The organism is Enterobacter sp. Cy-643, assembly GCF_011752815.1.
GTDB lineage: Bacteria > Pseudomonadota > Gammaproteobacteria > Enterobacterales > Enterobacteriaceae > Cedecea.
This window is the reverse complement of record NZ_VWWV01000001.1, coordinates 1592570-1610483: the sequence shown is the minus strand read 5'-3', so window position 1 is coordinate 1610483 and position 17914 is coordinate 1592570. Positions and strand designations below refer to the sequence as shown.

Below are 17914 nucleotides of genomic sequence, written 5' to 3'. Positions count from 1 at the left end.
TTAGAGCCCTTCTGCCGGAAGCCTTCAGCGCAGCAGCGTCAATGTATCTGGCAACCGCCTGGGAACAGCTTCTTTTAGGGCATCGCCCAGCAGCGTTATCTGGGCTACACGCGCCGAGTGCTTCGGCCAGACCAGCCAGTAGCCTTCCCCGCTGGCAATCGCTTCGCCAAAAGGCAGCGCGAGCTGGCCGCTTTCGATTGCCGCCTGGCATAACAACGCATCGCCGATTGAAACACCGTGGCCGCTGATGGCCGCCCGAATGCCCTGTTCCAGCGTGTCGAATACCGCGCCACGTGCAATATTCAGCTCGCTGAATCTTCCGGTATGTTTTAGCCATCTTCGCCAGTCACGGCGGTCGGGAGAGGGATGGATCAGCTCGCAGCGAGAAATGTCCATCCGGGCCTGTTCAACCAGGGTCGGTGCGCAGACCGGCACCAGCCACTCGTCGAACAGCAGGCGGGCGTCCGTCCCTGCACCAAACCGGCCGTCACCCAGCAGAATAGCGCAGTCATACGGCTCGCGCGTAAAGTCCACGCTATCGGTATCCATCCACACGCTGGTCATTTCAATTTCAGGCGTAGCGTGCCGCTGGCGGAAGGCGCTTAGCACATCCAGCAGCCAGCGCATGGTCAGCGTTGACGGTGATTTTAAGCGCAGTTTACGGTTGCCGCTGCGAAATGCATGGCAGGCCTGATCCAGCCGATGAAAGCCCTCCGAGAGCTGCATCGCCAGCGCGTTACCGGCGGCGGTAACCTCGACTTTGGGGCCATTACGGTGAAACAGCTCGCATTCGAACCAGGCTTCAAGCGTGCGGATATGTCTGCTGACCGCGCCGGGTGTGACGTTTAATTGCGCGGCGGCTTTGCTGAACGAACCTGACCGGGCGGCAACCTCAAACGCACGCAGCGCGTACAGCGGGGGCAGCGTCATAATAGCGCCTCTATTGTGAGTATTACTCACATTGAATCGCAGTTTTTTCCGTTTTTCAACTCCCGAAACAGAGGGTTTAATGCATCACAATGAAAACGATTGTGAGAATTTTGCACTATGAATCTTCCCCTGCTGGGCGCCTATACGCTCGCTGTCTTTATGCTGATCCTGACGCCGGGACCGGTTGTTGCCCTGGTGACCGGCACGGCGGCACGACACGGCAGCAAAAAAGCGTTTCTGACCGTCCTCGGGACCAACAGCGCTTCGCTGGTGCTGATTGCCTTTGCGGCCATGGTGCTGGCGGGCATTGTTTCTCTCTCGCCGCTGCACCTGTCTTTGTTGGGCCTGGCGGGCTCGGTGTTTATTGGTTGGGGGGCTATCGCCAGTCTGAAAAGCAGGCATGAAGGAGGCGGTGAAAAAACGGCAATAAGCGATGGGGGAGGACTCTTAAAAGGCTTTGTGGTTGGCGTTTCTAACCCGAAAGACATTCTGTTTTTTGTCTCTTTTTTCCCTCAGTTTATGGCGGTTACCCAGGATTTTAGCGCCAGTATTCTGACCCTCTCCCTGGTGTGGATTGCGCTTGATTTTGCCATCCTGGCGCTTTATATCCTCACCGTGCAGCGCTGGGGGCCTGAGCGGCACGGTAAGTTGCTCGACCGTCTGTCAGCGCTGTTTCTGCTCGCCGTGGCGCTGTTTGGCCTGGTCTACAATGCCCGGGCGCTGCTCTCGTTTTGAGAACGATTCATCTCCTCGCCTGTCGCTGCATGATATTACCAATGATCGGCCCGAAAGCGACCAGAATGAGGAACCGGGTCATCTGCATCGACATCACGAAGGCGATGTCGATGTGCTTGCTGGAGGCGGCGATAATCGCCACGGAATCCGCGCCGCCGGGGCTCATGGCTAAATAAGCGGTGAGCGGGTCGATATCGGCCACGACCACCAATCCCGCCGCCATCAGGCCGCAAAGGGCAATCAAAATCACAATGCTGACCGCGATGCGCGGCAGTACCTGGGCGGCATGTTTTAACAGCGGACGCGTAAATTTCAGCCCAATGCGCCAGCCGACGATGGTGTATGCCAGCACCAGTACCCACTGCGGCAGCGCGATCTCTATCCAGTTATTCTGCGAGAGCACCACGCCGGCCACCAGCGTAATCAACAGCGCTCCGGCAGGCAAACGCAGCAGTTTGGCCGCAATACAGCCGAAGGCAATAAGCCCGAAAGTTTCAGCCATCGCAACGTAAGAGCCGTGTGCAAAAAGATCGATCGTCGCAGATGTGGCAGGGACGTGCTCACCTGAGACTTTCATCAGCACGGAAGCGACGCTTGCTACCATAATCACCCGCAGATATTGCATGGCGGCGACAAGCTGCGTGTCGGCGCCGTTGGCTTCGGCCATCAGCGTCATGGCCGTGGCGGCGCCGGGGCTTAATCCCCAGAGTGCGGTGGTGCCGGGCAGGATACGCATGCGGGTCATTATCCAGCCGAGCAGCATACAGATAAAAATCACTGAAAAGACGCAGACAATAAACAGCAGCCAGTGAGCGCCGAAGGTATCGGCGAGGCTGCGGGGCATTTTGCTGGCAATCATGCAGCCGATGATGCCCTGCGCAATGAGAAACAGCGTACCGTTGGGCTGAATTTTTGCGCCGTTCAGGGAGACGACAATCCCGGCGGCCATCGGCCCGAGCAGCAGGGCGGCAGGAATATTCAGCCAGGTAAGCAGCCCGCCGAAAAGCGCGGTGGCAATAATCAGCGTGCTCCACTGCATACGCTGCGGTGACAGCAGGCGATAACCGTTAGGTGTGGCAGGATCTTGTTTCTTCATCGTTGTATAGCCGCCCGCAGCGCGGAAGAATATTCGGTTTAAGCTGGCTCACGCCGGAGTCGTGGCTTACACTCTGGGAGAGTTAAGTTATGCGAGGTTGTCCTCGCATAAATCAGATTCTAGAGGATGCCCTCGCATATCTCAATGGGCGTTATGCGAATAAATGTTAGCGGATTGATGCGAAATATTTTATGACGAAACCAGCGCCCTTAGCGGCAAACCAGCCTAAACGCCTGCGTGGCCATCTTCGCGTGGCGGCGATAACCGAAGCGGCCACACGACTCTTCGGCGAGAAGGGCTTTGACGCCGTGACCATGACCGAAATCGCCGCCAGCTCCGGCACGGCCATTGGCTCGCTGTACCGGTTTTTTCCGAACAAAGAGTCGCTGGCCGACGCGCTGCTGCTGGAGTACACCCGCGAAGTGATCGACCGGCTGGAAGTGCTGGAAGCCAGCGTTGCCGGGGTCGACATTCCCACCGCGGCGGATCTGTTCACTCGCTTTGTGCTTTCGCTGCAGTCACAGCGAACCTTTGCCCTGAGGCTGGTGGAAGAGCGTGGCGAGCATGAAGCGGCCCGGCTCCAGTTCAGGGACGCCATGCGCGGCGGGTTCTCCACCGCGCTGCAGGTTGTGCTCCCCAGTTTATCCGCCGACCGTGCTGGGCTGATGACCGTCGTCATTCTGCAAATGCTCAAAGGTGCGGCGGCGGCCAATCTGCAGAATGACGCAGAGCGTAAAGCGGTGCTCAACGAAGCGCAGGCGCTGCTGGAGCTGTACCTTTTAACGGAACAGGCGAAGTAGAGGCAGGTTACCAGCCCACGATCCGCGACCAGACCTCTTGCCCCAGACTATCTTCGCTCAGAACCTGATACCGCTGGTGCATAGCGGCGGTGGCGCAGGCGTGGTTGGGCAGAATGCGCACCCGGCTGCCGACGGGGAAATCATCGACGGCATAGGCTGAACTGTCCGGCAGGGCAATGATGCCGTGTTCCTGGTTGGTGGTGGTGACCAGCAGGTTTTCGTAAGGATCGCCGTTCAGGCTGCAGACCTGGCCGTAAGCGTAGTCCTGACTTTGCGCCGCCGTGCCTCTGTCGCGGGAAAGCGCCATCCATCCGGCATCAATAAATATCCAGCCTTTCTCTCTGTTATGGCCAATAATCGTGGCGACAACGCTAAGCGCAATATCCTCCAGGCGGCAGACGCCGACGTTTTTCATCACCAGGTCGAAGGTGGTAAACACCCCGGCTCTGACTTCATTTATGCCGGTGAGATCGTCCGCAAAATGGGCTGTCGGCGTGGCGCCTACGCTTAATACGGGACAGGCATAGCCCTGCGCACGCAGGCGGTTTCCGGCGGTTTTAATCGCGGCACATTCGGCTCTGGCGGCCGCGAGAATAGCTTCGTCCGTGCGGCAGCTATAGGATTCCCCGGCGTGAGCCAGCAGCCCGGTCAGCGTCGAGCCGCTTGCCTCAATGATGCGGGCCAGGGTCAAAAGAGCGTCACTGTGCGGCGGCAATCCGCCCCGGTGGCCGTCGCAATCCACCTCAATAAATACCGAAAACTTGAGGCCGTACGCCCGGCTGTATTCGGCCACGGCGCTAGCCTGCGGTTCGCTGTCGAGCAGAATGTGCAGGTTCACACCTTTAGCCATCAGCGCCGCCACGCGGGGAAGTTTATGGGGCGCGATGCCGACGGCGTAAAGCAGGTTGGTGTATCCCGGGGCGGCAAACGCTTCCGCCTCGGCGAGCGTGGAAACCGTGGCCGGGGAATCGCTTTGCTTCAGCAGGTAGCGGGCGGCCTCAATGGAGCGCAGCGTTTTCAGGTGCGGCCGGACCTCGCCGCCTAAAGCCTGAATCCGGGAGTAAAGCCGCTTAATATTGCGCAGGTATTTGTGTTTCTCGATCAGCAAAAAAGGGGTTTCAAGGGTAGTTATCCAGTCGGCGGACATAGCGGGTCTCCTGTGGGGTGAGGCTGCATCTTGTCATCCGGCTGGTTAGGTATAAATTAATATAAAATCAATTAATGATTAGGCCTAAACTTAATGATAAACAGCGACGATCTGGCTTTCTTCCGTACTATCGCCAGCCACGGCACGCTGGCCGCCGCCGCAAGGGCGATGAACGTCACGCCGCCCTCCGTTACGCAGCGGCTGCGCGGGCTGGAACAAAAGCTTGGCGTCGACCTTATTCTGCGCCCCTCGCGGCAGGTTTCACTCACCGATGAAGGCTCGCTGCTGCTGAGCCGGGCAGAAAAAATACTCACTGAGCTGGCTGGCCTGCAGTCTGCCCTGGACGACAGGCGGCAGCAGGTCAGAGGCAAGCTGCGCGTGCTGGCCCCGCTGGGATTCGGTAACGACTATATTGCGCCGCTGCTGGGGGAATACGCCGCGCGGCATGAAAGCCTTGAAGTGGAGTTGACGCTTTCCGACGACCCGCACTGGGCCACGCTGCACAAATGGGATCTGGTGATTTTCATCGGTGAGCTACGCGACTCCAGCATGCACTGCATTAAGCTTGCGCCCAACCAACGCTTTATCTGCGCTTCCCCGGCATATCTGAACCGGAGAGGGACGCCGCTTTCGCCGGAACAGCTGGTGGAGCACGACTGCATTGCGCTGCGGGAAAACAGCGAAGACGCCACGCTGTGGCGTTTTTCCGGCCCACAAGGGGACTGCCCGCAGCGGATCTCGCCCAGGTTGTCCAGCAACGAAGGGCGAGTAGTCAAAGAATGGGCGCTGGCGGGCAGGGGGATCATCATGCGCTCCGAATGGGATGTACTGCCGCAAATTCACAGCGGCGAGCTGGTGAGACTGTTGCCGGAATACACGCTGCCGGATGCGGATATCGTGGCGCTGAGCGGTACTCCGCAGGCAGAACGAAGCCCCCGGGCGCAAAAGTTTATCGAGCTGCTTAAGGCGCGGTTAGCGGCGAGGCCCTGGGGGGAATAGGCTCAGGCGATTGGCGCCAGGGTATAGGAAATAGCATCTCCATCATCAACCATGCCAAGGGTAGCAAAGCCTGCCCGGTCCAGATGCATGCCTGCAATCAGCAGTTTTTCCCTTGCGGCTTGTTTCAGCACTTTTTTCCGCGTTTGTTCGGCTTGCACCGGATCAACGTCAAAGAGAATAGAGGCGCCAGGCAGCGCAGATTGAATGTGGGGATAATGAACGATGTCTCCCCATATGAGTAAGCTTTTATCATCCGCATCAATGCGAAAGCCGGTGTGGCCCGGCGTGTGACCCGGTAACCAAACCGGGAGGACACCCGCTGTGATTTCACGCTGGCTAAAAAAATGTAGGTTCTGGGCATAGGCCTCTAATGTTTGACGTGCCAGCCTGAAGTTAAGCTTGCCCCGTTCGTTGGCGCCTGTTTGTTTTTCATCATCCCACCAATATTCTGCTTCCAGAGGGTGCAAATAAAGTTCCGCCTGTTTATATACAGGGTTTCCTTCAGCATCCAGCAGGCCGCCAATATGGTCAGGATGACAGTGACTCAATAAAACCATGTCCACGTCATCAGGCCCGACGCCCAGGGCGGCAAGATTTGCTCTCAATTGCCCACCAACGTTATTCCGTCCCCCCGTACCTGTATCCACCAGCAGGGTTAGACCCTGCCCGCGAATCAGGTAAGCGTTAATGTGAATATTACCGGGCTCAGCCAGGCCTGCGCTCTGCTGGATGGCTTCTGCTTCTGCGATGTCGATGCCAGAGAGTAAATCCAGACTAGCGGGCATAGAGCCATCACTTAAGGCGGTAACCAGAAAATCGCCAATCTGGCAGGACGGAAAAGATGAATAATTCATAAAGACCTCAGGGGGAGTTCAGGAGAGAGACCCGGTTTTTATGCCTGACGGCGGTGGAGCAAAATCATTCGACGCTTGCTCACTTCCAGAAACATGACATCGACAAATTTCCGCAGGCGTAAATCAGCTTAATGATTTTTTGTCATGCTACTGGCTATGCTTCGGCAAATGAATCGACAATATTTCATTGATCAGTGATATTTAGTCACTGATTGTTCATTGTCTGTCTGGAGGCGTATGCGTAGAAAAATTCCCAGCAGTACATCTCTGCAAGCTTTTGAAGCGGCGGCCCGGCACGGTAACTTTGCCCGGGCCGCCGAGGAGCTTTCGCTGACGGAAGGGGCCATTAGTCGCCAGATTGCACGCCTTGAATCGTTACTGGATTGTCGACTATTTGACCGGACAGGGAGCCGAGTGAAACTCAACCCTGTCGGGACGCGTTATGCCTCTCATGTTCGCGAAACGCTTAAGCGAATGGAAAGAGACACTCAGTACATCATGGGGATGCCCAGGGACAGCAGGAGTCTGGATATTGCCGCCCCGCCGACATTTTCGAGCCGGTGGCTTATCCCCCGGCTGAGCCGTTTTGCCGCTTTGCATCCGGATATCACGTTAAATATTGCCGCCAGAACCGATCCTTTTGTTTTGAGCGGCAGCGGTTTTGATGCCGTAGTGCATTTTGAACATGCCGCGTGGGCCGGGATGCGCGTGCAATTTCTCTTTGAGGAAAAACTGGTTCCCGTATGCCACCCGGGTTTGTTAACAGATCATGAGGGAAAGGGGCAGTTGAAGGATTTACCAAGAATTCACCGACGACTGAACCCGGATGCCTGGCATCACTATGCCCGTGCAACGGGCATAAGCCTTGATAATCTGGCGCAGGGGGTCCGGTACGATCTTCATGAAATGGCCATTGCTGCCGCCCTGGCTGGGCAAGGCGTTGCCCTGGTACCACGTATGTACGTTGCACAAGAACTCGATAGCGGAAGGCTGGTCGCTCCCTGGCCGGAATCAGACTCGTTGAGTAAAAAATTCTGTTTAGTTAAACCGGTGGAAACGGGAATAAACGAATCTGCATTAAGCGATTTTGAGCGCTGGCTACTGGGCGAAATAAATACGCAAACAGGGACATTCCGCTAATATAGTGACGCAGCCTATAGCGTAATACCATTAAGGTGAATAATGACTATTCAGGTTTTAATTCCAGATGATTATCAGCTTGCCACTCAGGCACTCACTTTTCTCCGCAGCCATGATAAGTTCCGCTGCACGTCACTGGGGGATTTAACGAAAGCCGCTCAGGCAGACGAGGCGCTTTTGAATGCTCAGGCATTAATCCTTATTCGTGAAAGAACCGTGGTCGATGAGGCATTTTTACGCCGGACTCCGAATCTAAAGCTGATCAGCCAAACGGGTAAATTAGCAAGAAATGTTGATATTGAAGCCTGTACACGGGCAGGTGTTGCGCTGGTTGAAGGGGTGGGTTCTCCGGTGGCTCCGGCAGAATTAGCCTGGTTATTGATTATGGCCTCGAGGCGTAAACTGGTCTCCTCAGTGAATGCGATGAGAGAAGGGCGATGGCAAACGGAAATAGGATCTGCGGTTAGTCAGCAAGTCATCGGTATTCTTGGGTTCGGCAAGATAGGTAAACGCCTTGCAAGTTATGCGCAGGCATTTGATATGCAGGTTCAGGTTTGGGGAAGTGAACGGGCTAAGGAGGAGGCGCGGTCTGCCGGATTTCTGGTGCCGGAAAATCGTGAACAGTTTTTTGCTACATCCGATATTGTCACCGTGCACCAGCGTTTAGTGGCGCAAACAGAAGGTAATATTACCTTTGCCGACCTGTCTGCGATGAAAGCCGACGCCTTGTTCGTTAATACCAGTCGTGCGGAGCTGGTTGCGGAAGGGGCACTTTACGAAGCGCTAAAACAGGGGCGCCCTGGCTATGCTGCGCTGGATGTTTACGAGGATGAACCTGTTTATAACACAACTCACCCTTATTTAAGTATGCCGAATGTATTGTGTACTCCTCATCTTGGCTATGTAGAACAGGCCAGTTACGATTTATATTTCAAAGTGGCGTTTGATAATGTCATTAGATATTTCGAAGGGGATAGATCACAGGTGATAAATTTATCCTTTTGATAATCGATGGCGTGCAAAATAGATAAAGTTAGATGTCACTGGAGTGCTGGCTAATTTGCACTCCTCTCTGTGAATAATGTGGTAACCGGGGGGGGGTATAGGTGAAGATGATATTTGATTTCATTTTTCTCTCTGGTTGCCCACGCTGTTTTTATTGAAAGCATCGAGTAAGCGAGTGCTAAGGAACCCAACATGCAGCCTTTTCATCAGCTGACGGCCACCAGCCTGACTGGCCAGCAGGTCGCTTTGTCCGATTACGCCGGTAAGCTGGTGCTGGTGGTCAATACGGCCAGCCAGTGCGGCTTCACGCCACAGTACGCAGGCCTTGAGGCGCTCTATAAGAAGTACGCCGCGCAGGGGCTGGTGGTGCTTGGTTTCCCCTGCAACCAGTTTGGTAAACAGGAACCCGGTGACGCCGACGAAATCTCGCAGACCTGCCATATTAATTACGGTGTCAGCTTCCCGATGTTCGCAAAGGTCGAGGTCAACGGCACCGCAGCGCATCCCGTGTTTCGTTATCTGAAGAAAGAATTGCCTGGCGTGCTGGGCGGGCGGATCAAGTGGAACTTCACAAAGTTCCTGATTGGCCGGGACGGAAAACCGCTGAAGCGTTTTGCTCCGTTCACTACCCCGGAGAAAATGGAAGCTATAATCGTGGCGGCACTTAAAATCTGAGGTGCCCGTCATTGGAAAAGTAATGCTATCTGTGCGACGTGAAAGGGCTAAGTGAAGAACAGGGTGATGCAAAAAACTGGCGATCTCTCAATCAGGTGCTGCGGATATACGTTGCACAAGAGCTTGGCCTCGGAAGGCTTGTCGGCCCCTGGCCGGAAGCAGCCTATAGAGTAATACCATTAAGGTGAATAATGACTATTCCAGAGGTTATACGTGAAGATGAGATTTGATTTCATTTTTCTCTCTGGTTGCCCACGCTGTTTTTATTGAAAGCATCAAGTAAAATCGCTTTCTAAAATACGCCGTCCTGAACTCTTCATCAGGCGAGGCGTGTGTAGCAGCGTAACTTGAAGCTAACGCATTGACGCCGCAACTAGTAAACCAATAAAGAATTTCCTCATCACTTGGCGTTACCTTTCGTGTGATCTCCATACCTCGCTCGTTCACCACAAAATGATATTCCTGGTCATGAATCTCCAGGTAGGGTGTCGCGAAATAGTCAGGCTTATCAGGAATAATAAAGTAATGGTTTGGCCTGACGCCGCCCCCGAGTTGCTCGCCAATAGCCAGAAGCTCAGCTCTCAGCGTTTCGATAGTTTTCATTGTGCGATGTTCAACATGTCGGTTCTCCCTCACTCCAGGCTGGGTGTTTAAGTTTTTTATTAATACACCAGTGTTCAATGAAAGTTTGAAGTCTACCCATCCACCAGGAGGATCCCATTCTCCCCGAGCAGAAATGATATCGCCATCAATATCATCTATCACTACGCCATCAATAGCCTATGAAAATGTTACCTGCATTTCTGGTTGAGATTTAGCCCATTCGATAACCTCGTCTGAGGGCACTGTTTTTCCAGAACAGAAATCGACGAGATAACCCTCGGATAATTTTGTCAGGCAGCTTGCAGCTGCGAGTGTAGCAACGGCTCCAGAGGCAGGTGCCCTGGCGCAAAATGTGATATCGAAGTTCAGGGATCTGGATAAGTTAAGTTCATTGAGCACCTCGTTATCCAGGTCGCTGGCGTAATATTCGAAGCCAGAAATTACGCCGTTAACTGAACAGCGCAGGAATCCACTGAACGTTAGTAAGGCGATATCGCTGTCAAGCTCACAGGGAAACCCTTGCTGTAATATCTCTTCTTTCCACTCTTCTGGCGTCGGTAGGTTGTGCGTGTGTAAATAAACACCGAAATCACGAGACATATTTAACTTGCCCTGATTTGAACTTAGTTTTTCGACGAAAAATAGGAGCGTGCCGAACCGCAGATAACGAAAGCGATAATGATGCTGATCAACCAGGGGATCTTCGAACCATAAAAGAAACGATTGCCAATCTCGTTTCCCAGAGTAAAACACGTAAATATCGTAGCACCTGAGTACCAGGCTCGGATAAAGTCTCTTTTCTTGAGCATCTTATAACTTCTCGAATGTCGAATACCAGGATGCTACTGCTGACGCGGGTAAAAAATCAATGACCACAACCTGACAATATTGGTAGTTATCAAACGTTATGCGCAATTATGTTTGGCATCGCTGGAATGCTGATTCGGACTTAAGTTAAAAAACAACGTCCAGTAACTGCGTTTTCATTGTGGCTTCAAAGGGCAGAATTTCAGCTGTAGCAATGTTGAGTTTCTGGAATGGATCCTGGCTAAGGCGGGCTTCCAGAGACTCAATGCTGTCACATTTTGCAAGAATCACGCCGCCATTACGGGGAATTCGCCTGCCTGACGCAAGAAATACTCCCTCTGCGTAACCTTTCTTCAGCCACTCAACATGAGCAGGAATTTGAGCGTCAACTTCTTCTAACGGTTTTATATAAGTGAGAACAACAACGTAAATGATGCTCATCATAAGATCCTGATGTAAGAAACCGCGGGTTTGTGAGTCATTTATAAATGGACAGACGTACGAATGCAAAGCCCGGCAGGTTGCTCGTTTTAAGCTATGAGAGTAGACGCTATCGTACGGAATAAAAAACCTGGCGATCTCTCAATCGCCAGGCGGGTTGCAAAGACTTTAGGTTATTTACCCAGAATCTCTCTGCGCACGATCTCTGCCCCGGCACTCAGGGCGTGCAGTTTGCCTCTGGCCACATGGCGCGGCAGCGGAGCCATACCGCAGTTGGTAGAAGGGTAGAGATTTTCGGCATCAACGAACTGCAGCGCTTTGCGCAGGGTGTTGGCCACTTCTTCCGGGGTTTCAATGGCGTGGTTGGCCACGTCGATGGCGCCCACCATCACTTTCTTGCCGCGAATCAGCTCGAGCAGATCCATCGGCACGTGGGAGTTGTGGCACTCCAGCGAAATGATGTCGATGTTTGAGGTTTGCAGCTTTGGAAACGCCTCTTCGTACTGGCGCCACTCGGAACCCAGCGTTTTTTTCCAGTCGGTGTTGGCTTTGATGCCGTAACCGTAGCAGATGTGCACCGCGGTTTCGCACTTCAGCCCTTCGATGGCGCGCTCCAGCGTGGCGATGCCCCATTCGTTCACTTCGTCGAAGAAGACGTTGAAGGCTGGCTCATCGAACTGAATGATGTCCACGCCGGCGGCTTCCAGCTCTTTCGCTTCCTGGTTCAGGATCTTGGCGAATTCCCAGGCCAGTTTTTCGCGGCTTTTGTAGTGGTTGTCATACAGCGTGTCGATCATGGTCATCGGGCCAGGCAGCGCCCATTTGATTGGCCGATCGGTCTGTTTGCGTAGGAACTTCGCATCTTCCACAAACACCGGTTTTTGACGAGCCACGGCGCCGACCACGGTCGGGACGCTGGCATCGTAGCGGTTACGAATGCGCACGGTTTCGCGTTTCTCGAAATCCACGCCGTCCAGGTGTTCGATAAAAGTGGTCACGAAGTGCTGGCGAGTCTGCTCGCCGTCGCTGACGATGTCGATATCGGCCAGCTGTTGTTCGTGCAGCGCCAGGCGCAGGGCGTCCTGTTTACCCTCAATAAGTTCCTGATCCTGCAGCTTCCACGGCGACCACAGCGTTTCAGGCTGAGCCAGCCAGGACGGTTTTGGCAGGCTGCCGGCAGTGGACGTAGGCAATAATCTTTTCATGTCGAATAACCTTGTATTTGGTGTCTCAAAGAGGGTAGTTAGCAGACCACTGCTCTAAAATTGTTTGGTACGGTTTGATGAAGTGCTCTTCAGTAAACTTCCCTTGTTCGATGGCCAACCGGCTGCGTTCTTCACGATCGTAAACAATTTGAGTAAATGAATGATCCTGGTGGTTCAGGCTTGGCTGGAAGCACAGCCCGGCCGGAGAATTCGCGTTGTAAATCTCAGGGCGGTAGATCTTCTGGAACGTCTCCATGGTGCTGATGGTGCTGATAAGCTCGAGGTTCGAGTAGTCATTCACCAGGTCGCCCGTGTGGTAGAAGGCAAACGGCGCCACGCTGTTGGGCGGCATGAAATAACGAGCCTTCAGCCCCATTTTGTTGAAGTAGAGATCGGTCAGGGAAGATGAATCCTGTTCATATTCAATGCCCAGCACCGGGTGGCGGTTCCCGGTCTGGCGGTAAACGTTTTTGCTGGAAACGCTCAGGCAAATCACCGGCGCTTTATTGAAATTTTCTTTGTAGGTGTCTGAGCCAACGAAGTGTCTGAACAAGTTCCCGTGCAGCACGCCGTAATCTTCCGGGATGGTGAATTCTGCGCGATCCTGGTTGTACGCTGGCAGCAGGACGCTGAAATCATAGTCGCGAACGTAGGAAGAGAAGTTGTTCCCGACAATGCCTTCGATGCGCTGGCCGGTTTTCTTATCCAGCACGTGAGTTTTTAAAATCTCAATCGCCGGGAAGGTCTTGCCGTTGCCTTCGACATCCAGCTCAACGGAAATAATTTCAAGTTCAACGCCGTAGCGGTCGGAAGTGGGGTTGTCCCAGTTCGCCAGGGAGTTGAAGCGGTTATCAATCATGATCAACGCGTTACGCAGGTTCTCCTGACGCTTCTCGCCGCGGGCCAGGTTGGCAAAATTGGTTGTGATGCGCGTATTCCCTGACGGGTTGTAATTCTCATCAAAAACAATGCTCTTAAGAGTAAAAGTAAACGCTTTAGTCATGGTAATCCGGCACCTTAGTTCTGTTTTTTGCCTGTATCTACTGCTTGATTTCTCACAGATAACCTTTAGTTAGCTGTGGTTTTACCTGTCAGTAATCTTCACATTGCATGTCGTTAACAATATTGCATCTTTTATGCCTGAGTCACAGTTTTAGTAAAAGTGATTTAATTTCATTAGAACATGAGCGGTGTTCATGATTTGGAATATGGCCCGGAGAGGAGTCCTCCGGGCCTGATGAATCGGTCAGTTATCAACCTTTGGCGGGCGAATTTTAAACCAAATCGCATACATGGCGGGCAGGAACAACAGCGTCATAAAGGTGCCGCCAAACGTCCCGCCGATAAGTGTGTAAGCCAGCGCCCCCCAGAATACGGAATGGGTCAGGGGAATAAACGCCAGAATCGCCGCCAGGGCGGTGAGCAGCACCGGGCGGGAACGCTGGATAGTGGCTTCAACCACGGCATCAAAAGACGTCAGCCCCGCCTGCTCGTTATGCTTAATCTGGCCGATGAGGATCAGCGTGTTGCGCATCAAAATGCCTGAAAGCGCAATCAGCCCCACCAGGGCGTTGATGCCGAACGGCTGATTGAAAATCAGCAGCGTCGGCACCACGCCGATAAGCCCCAGCGGGCTGGTGGCAAACACCATCAGCATGGCTGAGATCGACCGAACCTGAAGAATAATCACCAGCAGCGTCAGGGCTATCATGATCGGGAACAGCGGAGCCATTGCCGTCGTGGCCTTGCCGGACTCCTCAATGGCGCCCGCTTCTTCAAGGCGGTATCCCGCCGGGAGTTCAGCCACAATCGGTTGAATTTGTTTCATGATAGCCGTCGACACATCCGGCGGCTGGAGGCCATCGGCCACATCGCCGCGCACGGTAATGGTTGGCGTCCTGTCGCGACGCCGGAGCACCGGATCTTCCATCACAACCTCAACTTTACCGATTTGCGAGAGCGGCACTTTTTGCCCGTTTGCGCCGATGAGCGTTAAGGCGGCGAGCTGCGCCGGATCGTCCCTGACGCTGCCGCGCGCCCGGCCCGTGACCTGCACAGAGCGAATATCTTCCCGCACTTCGGTCAACGGCGCGCCGGAAAGCAGGAACTGTAATTGCTGCGAGACGGAAGCGGTGGTTAAGCCCACGGCGTAAAGCCGGTCCTGGTTCAGGGTAAAATGTAGCGTAGGCACCCGAGAGCCCCAGTCGATGTTCACGGTGCGCATCAGACCGCTTTGATTCATCACTTTTTCAACCCGTGAAGAAATCGTTCTGAGCACGTCCGGATCTGGCCCCATCACGCGAAATGCCACCGGGTAGGGCGTATAAGGCCCGAAGACCAGTTGGGTGACGCGCACCTGCGCCTCCGGTGCCAGGCCGTTGCTGATGGCCTGCCGCAGCCGCATTTTCAACGCTTCTCGCGCATCGGGATCGGGCGTGAGGATCACGATTTTTGCAAACGAAGGATCGGGCAGCTCGGGCGCCATGGCCAGGTAGAAACGCGGCGCGCCCTGGCCAATGTAGGAGGTGACGATTTTTGACTCTTTCTGCGCGCTCAGCCATTTCTCAATGCGTTCGGTAGTCTTCGTCGTTTGCTCGATAGACGTCCCGTAAGGCAGCTGAACTTCCACCAGCACTTCCGGGCGGTCTGAGATCGGGAAGAATTGTTTCTTTACCACGGCCATTCCGGCTATCGCCAGTACAAACAGGCCGATGACCGAACCGGCGGTCAGCCACTTGCGGGCGATGACTTTTTTGAGTAACGCGCGAAAGCGATTGTAGTTTTTGCTGGTGTACAGCGCGTGTTCTGCCAGCGCGGCTTTGTGCATATCCGGGAGCAATTTGACGCCGAGGTAGGGCGTGAACACTACGGCCACCAGCCAGGATGCTATCAGCGCGATGCCCACAATCCAGAACATGTTGCTGGTGTACTCCCCGGCGGTAGAGTGGGCGAAGCCGTTCGGCATAAAGCCGATGGCGGTTACCAGCGTGCCCGCCAGCATGGGCGCGGCGGTGTGGCTCCAGGCATAGGCAGAGGCCTTCACGCGGCTATAGCCTTCCTCCATTTTCACCACCATCATTTCAATGGCGATGATAGCGTCGTCCACCAGCAGGCCCAGCGCCAGAATAAGCGAGCCTAAGGTTATCCTGTCGAAGTTTTTATCGGTGGCGGCCATGACGATAAACACCACCGCCAGCGTCAGCGGCACGGCGGCGGCAACCACGATGCCTACTCGCCAGCCCATGCTGATAAAGCAGACCACCATTACCACCAGCAGGGCGACAAAAAACTTCACCATAAACTCATCCACGGCGGAGCTGATGTTCACTGACTGATCGCTGACTTTACTGAAGCTCATGCCGAGCGGCATCGTGTCGTTGATTTTACGGGTTTCCTGATCCAGGGCTTTGCCCAGATCAAGCCCGTTCCAGCCGTCACGCATGACCACGCCGAGCAGCAGGGCCGGCTCGCCGTTGTTTCTGACGAGGAACGTGGCCGGATCTTCATACCCGCGCTCGACGTCGGCGACATCGGAGAGTTTCAGCGTTTTCCCCTGAGCCACGATGGGGGTATCGCGGATTTTTGAGAGCTGATCCAGCGCGCCATCCACGCGGATAAACACCTGCGGGCCAGCGGTTTCGATTGAGCCTGCAGGGGTGAGCAGGTTCTGGTTGCTCAGCGCCTGAAAGATGTCCAGCGGCGAAACACCAAGCGTGGCAAGCCTGTCATGAGAGAACGAAACAAAAATGCGTTCAGCCTGTTCACCGATAATATTTACTTTTTTCACGCCGGGGACGTGCAGCAATTGCTGGCGCAGGTTCTCGGCGTCACGCACCAGCAGACGCTGCGGCTCGCCTTTTGCTTTCAGGGCAAAGAGCGCGAAGGTCACGTCCGAAAATTCGTCATTCACCAGCGGGCCAATCACGCCATCAGGCAGATTTTTGGCCTCATCGCTGATTTTTTTCCGCGCCTGGTAAAACGCCTCCGGTACGTTGGCGGGCAGCGTACTGTCTTTTAGAGAGACCACGCTGTAGGCAAGGCCCGGGCGGGTATAGGTTTCCGTGCGGTCGTAGTCGTCCAGCTCCTGCATTCTTTTTTCAAGTGGCTCGGCCACCAGATCCTGCATTTGCTGCGCGGTTGCTCCCGGCCAGGCGGTGATCACGGTCAGCTGTTTCACCGTAAAAGGCGGGTCCTCGGCTCGGCCCAGTTTAAAGAACGCGATGATCCCGGCCAGCGTGATGAGCAGGATCAGGAACAGCGTGACTGATTTTTCACGCACCGCGAGGGCCGAAAGGTTAAAGCGAGAATCGCTCATTAGGGTGCTCCCGCCAGATCGGTGGTGCTCTGTGCGAGCGGCCTGACTTCTTCGCCTTCGTGCAGCAGGTGTGCGCCGAGGGCGACGATGCTGGCGTGGCTGTCAATATCGGTTGCAACAATGGCGGATTCATCGGTGATGCGGCGGATGCTCACCGGGTGCCAGCTAACTTTGGCCGGTTTACCGCTTACCACCCAAATGCCGGTGCCTTTCTCTTTCCCTGCGTCATAGAGCGAGGCCAAAGGCACAATCACGTTTTGCGACGGGGAGCCCGCATCCGGGATGGCGACCGTGACGGTGCTGCCGAGCGGGGCCTGGGCAAGTGCGCCAGCGAGCACAAACTTCGCTTCAAATGTGCGGGTTTGAGGGTCGGCGGCGTTGGAAAGCTGACGTAAGGTAGCGGCCACGGGAGCGCTATCTGAACCGTAAAGATGAGCCTGAGCTACGGTGCCCAGCGCCGGGCGCAGCGTTTCCGGCAAATCGACGACCGCTTCACGCTGGCCCGCCCGGGCCAGGCGAATCACTGCTTGCCCGGCGGCGACAACCTGGCCCGGCTCGGCCAATGTGTCCACGATCACGCCGTCAGAATCTGCCGTCAGCACCGCATAATTCATGGCGTTTTTAGCCACGTTGGCCTGCGCAATCGCTGCCTGCAGATCCGCTCTGGCGCTGTCGGCCTGGGCTTTGATTTGATCGTACTGCGAGGCAGAAATTGCGCCACTGCCGACGATGCTTCTGTAGCGAGCTTCATCGGCGGCGGCCTGTTTAGCGCGGGCTTTGGCGGCAGTCACGGCCTGATCCTGCGCTTTAGCCTGCAGGCTTAAGTCCTGCGGATCCAGCCGGAGCAGAGGCTGGCCGTTTTTCACCGTCTGGCCCTTGTCCACCAGGCGCTCAAGGATTTTGCCCGGCACGCGAAAACCGAGGTCGCTTTGAATTCGGGAGGCGACAATGCCGGTAAAAGCGCGGGCGTTGTCGCTGGCGGACTGAACCGCGACCACGCGAACCAGCGGCGGCTGAGTGCGCGGATCCGCTGGCTGAGATGAGTCACCGCAGGCGGTGAGCGCCGAGCACAATAGCGCCACGGCGGCCGGAAAAGGCTTAAGACGAAACATACGTTCCCTTATAAACGCGGAGCAGGAACGCAGATAATTATTCAAGTGAC

17 protein-coding genes are annotated in these 17914 nt (G+C 54.9%); 6 read left to right on the top strand and 11 right to left on the bottom strand.

Annotation, left to right across the window (positions count from 1 at the left end; genetic code table 11):
• Nucleotides 1–24: 24 nt before the first annotated feature.
• Entirely contained in the window at nt 25–930 is a 906-nt protein-coding gene (locus tag F3J29_RS07420) for a LysR substrate-binding domain-containing protein (protein WP_166864460.1), read from the bottom strand.
• A 117-nt stretch (nt 931–1047) separates the two neighbouring features.
• On the opposite strand from F3J29_RS07420, the gene F3J29_RS07415 reads away from it, so the two are divergent.
• The gene (locus F3J29_RS07415) at nt 1048–1665 is read left to right on the top strand and encodes a LysE family translocator (RefSeq protein WP_166864457.1); all 618 of its coding nucleotides are present in this window, start codon (nt 1048–1050) and stop codon (nt 1663–1665) included.
• 7 nt (nt 1666–1672) lie between these two features.
• Here the strand turns inward: F3J29_RS07415 and F3J29_RS07410 are convergent, their stop codons facing one another.
• Nucleotides 1673–2761, bottom strand: coding sequence for an AbrB family transcriptional regulator (locus F3J29_RS07410; protein WP_166864454.1), 1089 nt, complete (start codon nt 2759–2761; stop codon nt 1673–1675).
• Nucleotides 2762–2952: 191 nt separating this feature from the next.
• Here F3J29_RS07410 and F3J29_RS07405 point away from each other — a divergent pair, with 191 nt between their 5' ends.
• A complete protein-coding gene (locus F3J29_RS07405; RefSeq protein ID WP_166864452.1) occupies nt 2953–3561 on the top strand; it encodes a TetR/AcrR family transcriptional regulator in 609 nt (202 codons plus the stop codon).
• A gap of 7 nt (nt 3562–3568) precedes the next feature.
• Here the strand turns inward: F3J29_RS07405 and F3J29_RS07400 are convergent, their stop codons facing one another.
• Entirely contained in the window at nt 3569–4708 is a 1140-nt protein-coding gene (locus tag F3J29_RS07400; protein ID WP_166864449.1) for a DSD1 family PLP-dependent enzyme, read from the bottom strand.
• Nucleotides 4709–4801: 93 nt separating this feature from the next.
• Between F3J29_RS07400 and F3J29_RS07395 the strand changes: the two genes are divergently transcribed.
• The gene (locus tag F3J29_RS07395; protein WP_166864447.1) at nt 4802–5707 is read left to right on the top strand and encodes a LysR family transcriptional regulator; all 906 of its coding nucleotides are present in this window, start codon (nt 4802–4804) and stop codon (nt 5705–5707) included.
• Nucleotides 5708–5709: 2 nt separating this feature from the next.
• Here the strand turns inward: F3J29_RS07395 and F3J29_RS07390 are convergent, their stop codons facing one another.
• Nucleotides 5710–6561: an MBL fold metallo-hydrolase gene (locus F3J29_RS07390; protein WP_166864444.1), complete on the bottom strand. Its 852-nt coding sequence runs from the start codon at nt 6559–6561 to the stop codon at nt 5710–5712.
• A gap of 237 nt (nt 6562–6798) precedes the next feature.
• Between F3J29_RS07390 and F3J29_RS07385 the strand changes: the two genes are divergently transcribed.
• From F3J29_RS07385 to F3J29_RS07375, 3 genes are all read left to right on the top strand, one after another.
• Nucleotides 6799–7701, top strand: a complete 903-nt coding sequence (locus tag F3J29_RS07385) for a LysR substrate-binding domain-containing protein (protein ID WP_166864441.1) — start codon at nt 6799–6801, stop codon at nt 7699–7701.
• Nucleotides 7702–7743: 42 nt separating this feature from the next.
• Nucleotides 7744–8706, top strand: coding sequence for a D-2-hydroxyacid dehydrogenase family protein (locus tag F3J29_RS07380; protein ID WP_166864438.1), 963 nt, complete (start codon nt 7744–7746; stop codon nt 8704–8706).
• 192 nt (nt 8707–8898) lie between these two features.
• A complete protein-coding gene (locus tag F3J29_RS07375) occupies nt 8899–9381 on the top strand; it encodes a glutathione peroxidase (RefSeq protein WP_166864436.1) in 483 nt (160 codons plus the stop codon).
• A gap of 207 nt (nt 9382–9588) precedes the next feature.
• Here the strand turns inward: F3J29_RS07375 and F3J29_RS07370 are convergent, their stop codons facing one another.
• The 7 genes from F3J29_RS07370 to F3J29_RS07340 all read right to left on the bottom strand — a co-directional run bounded on the left by F3J29_RS07370 (nt 9589) and on the right by F3J29_RS07340 (nt 17864).
• Nucleotides 9589–10146, bottom strand: coding sequence for an Imm63 family immunity protein (locus F3J29_RS07370; RefSeq protein ID WP_353620537.1), 558 nt, complete (start codon nt 10144–10146; stop codon nt 9589–9591).
• A 15-nt stretch (nt 10147–10161) separates the two neighbouring features.
• Nucleotides 10162–10584, bottom strand: coding sequence for a hypothetical protein (locus tag F3J29_RS07365; RefSeq protein WP_166864433.1), 423 nt, complete (start codon nt 10582–10584; stop codon nt 10162–10164).
• Nucleotides 10585–10938: 354 nt separating this feature from the next.
• Nucleotides 10939–11232 carry a YciI family protein gene (locus tag F3J29_RS07360; RefSeq protein WP_166865036.1) on the bottom strand — a complete coding sequence of 98 codons (294 nt, stop codon included), beginning with the start codon at nt 11230–11232 and terminating at the stop codon, nt 10939–10941.
• A 173-nt stretch (nt 11233–11405) separates the two neighbouring features.
• Nucleotides 11406–12437 carry a methionine synthase gene (locus F3J29_RS07355; protein ID WP_008459294.1) on the bottom strand — a complete coding sequence of 344 codons (1032 nt, stop codon included), beginning with the start codon at nt 12435–12437 and terminating at the stop codon, nt 11406–11408.
• Nucleotides 12438–12462: 25 nt separating this feature from the next.
• On the bottom strand, nt 12463–13440 hold the full coding sequence (locus F3J29_RS07350) for a DUF1852 domain-containing protein (RefSeq protein WP_008459291.1): 978 nt from the start codon (nt 13438–13440) through the stop codon (nt 12463–12465).
• Nucleotides 13441–13683: 243 nt separating this feature from the next.
• A complete protein-coding gene (locus F3J29_RS07345; RefSeq protein WP_166864431.1) occupies nt 13684–16752 on the bottom strand; it encodes an efflux RND transporter permease subunit in 3069 nt (1022 codons plus the stop codon).
• Nucleotides 16752–17864 (bottom strand): efflux RND transporter periplasmic adaptor subunit, encoded by a 1113-nt coding sequence (locus F3J29_RS07340; RefSeq protein ID WP_166864426.1) that lies wholly within the window; start codon nt 17862–17864, stop codon nt 16752–16754. Before F3J29_RS07340 ends, F3J29_RS07345 begins: the two co-directional genes overlap by 1 nt.
• Nucleotides 17865–17914: the final 50 nt, after the last annotated feature.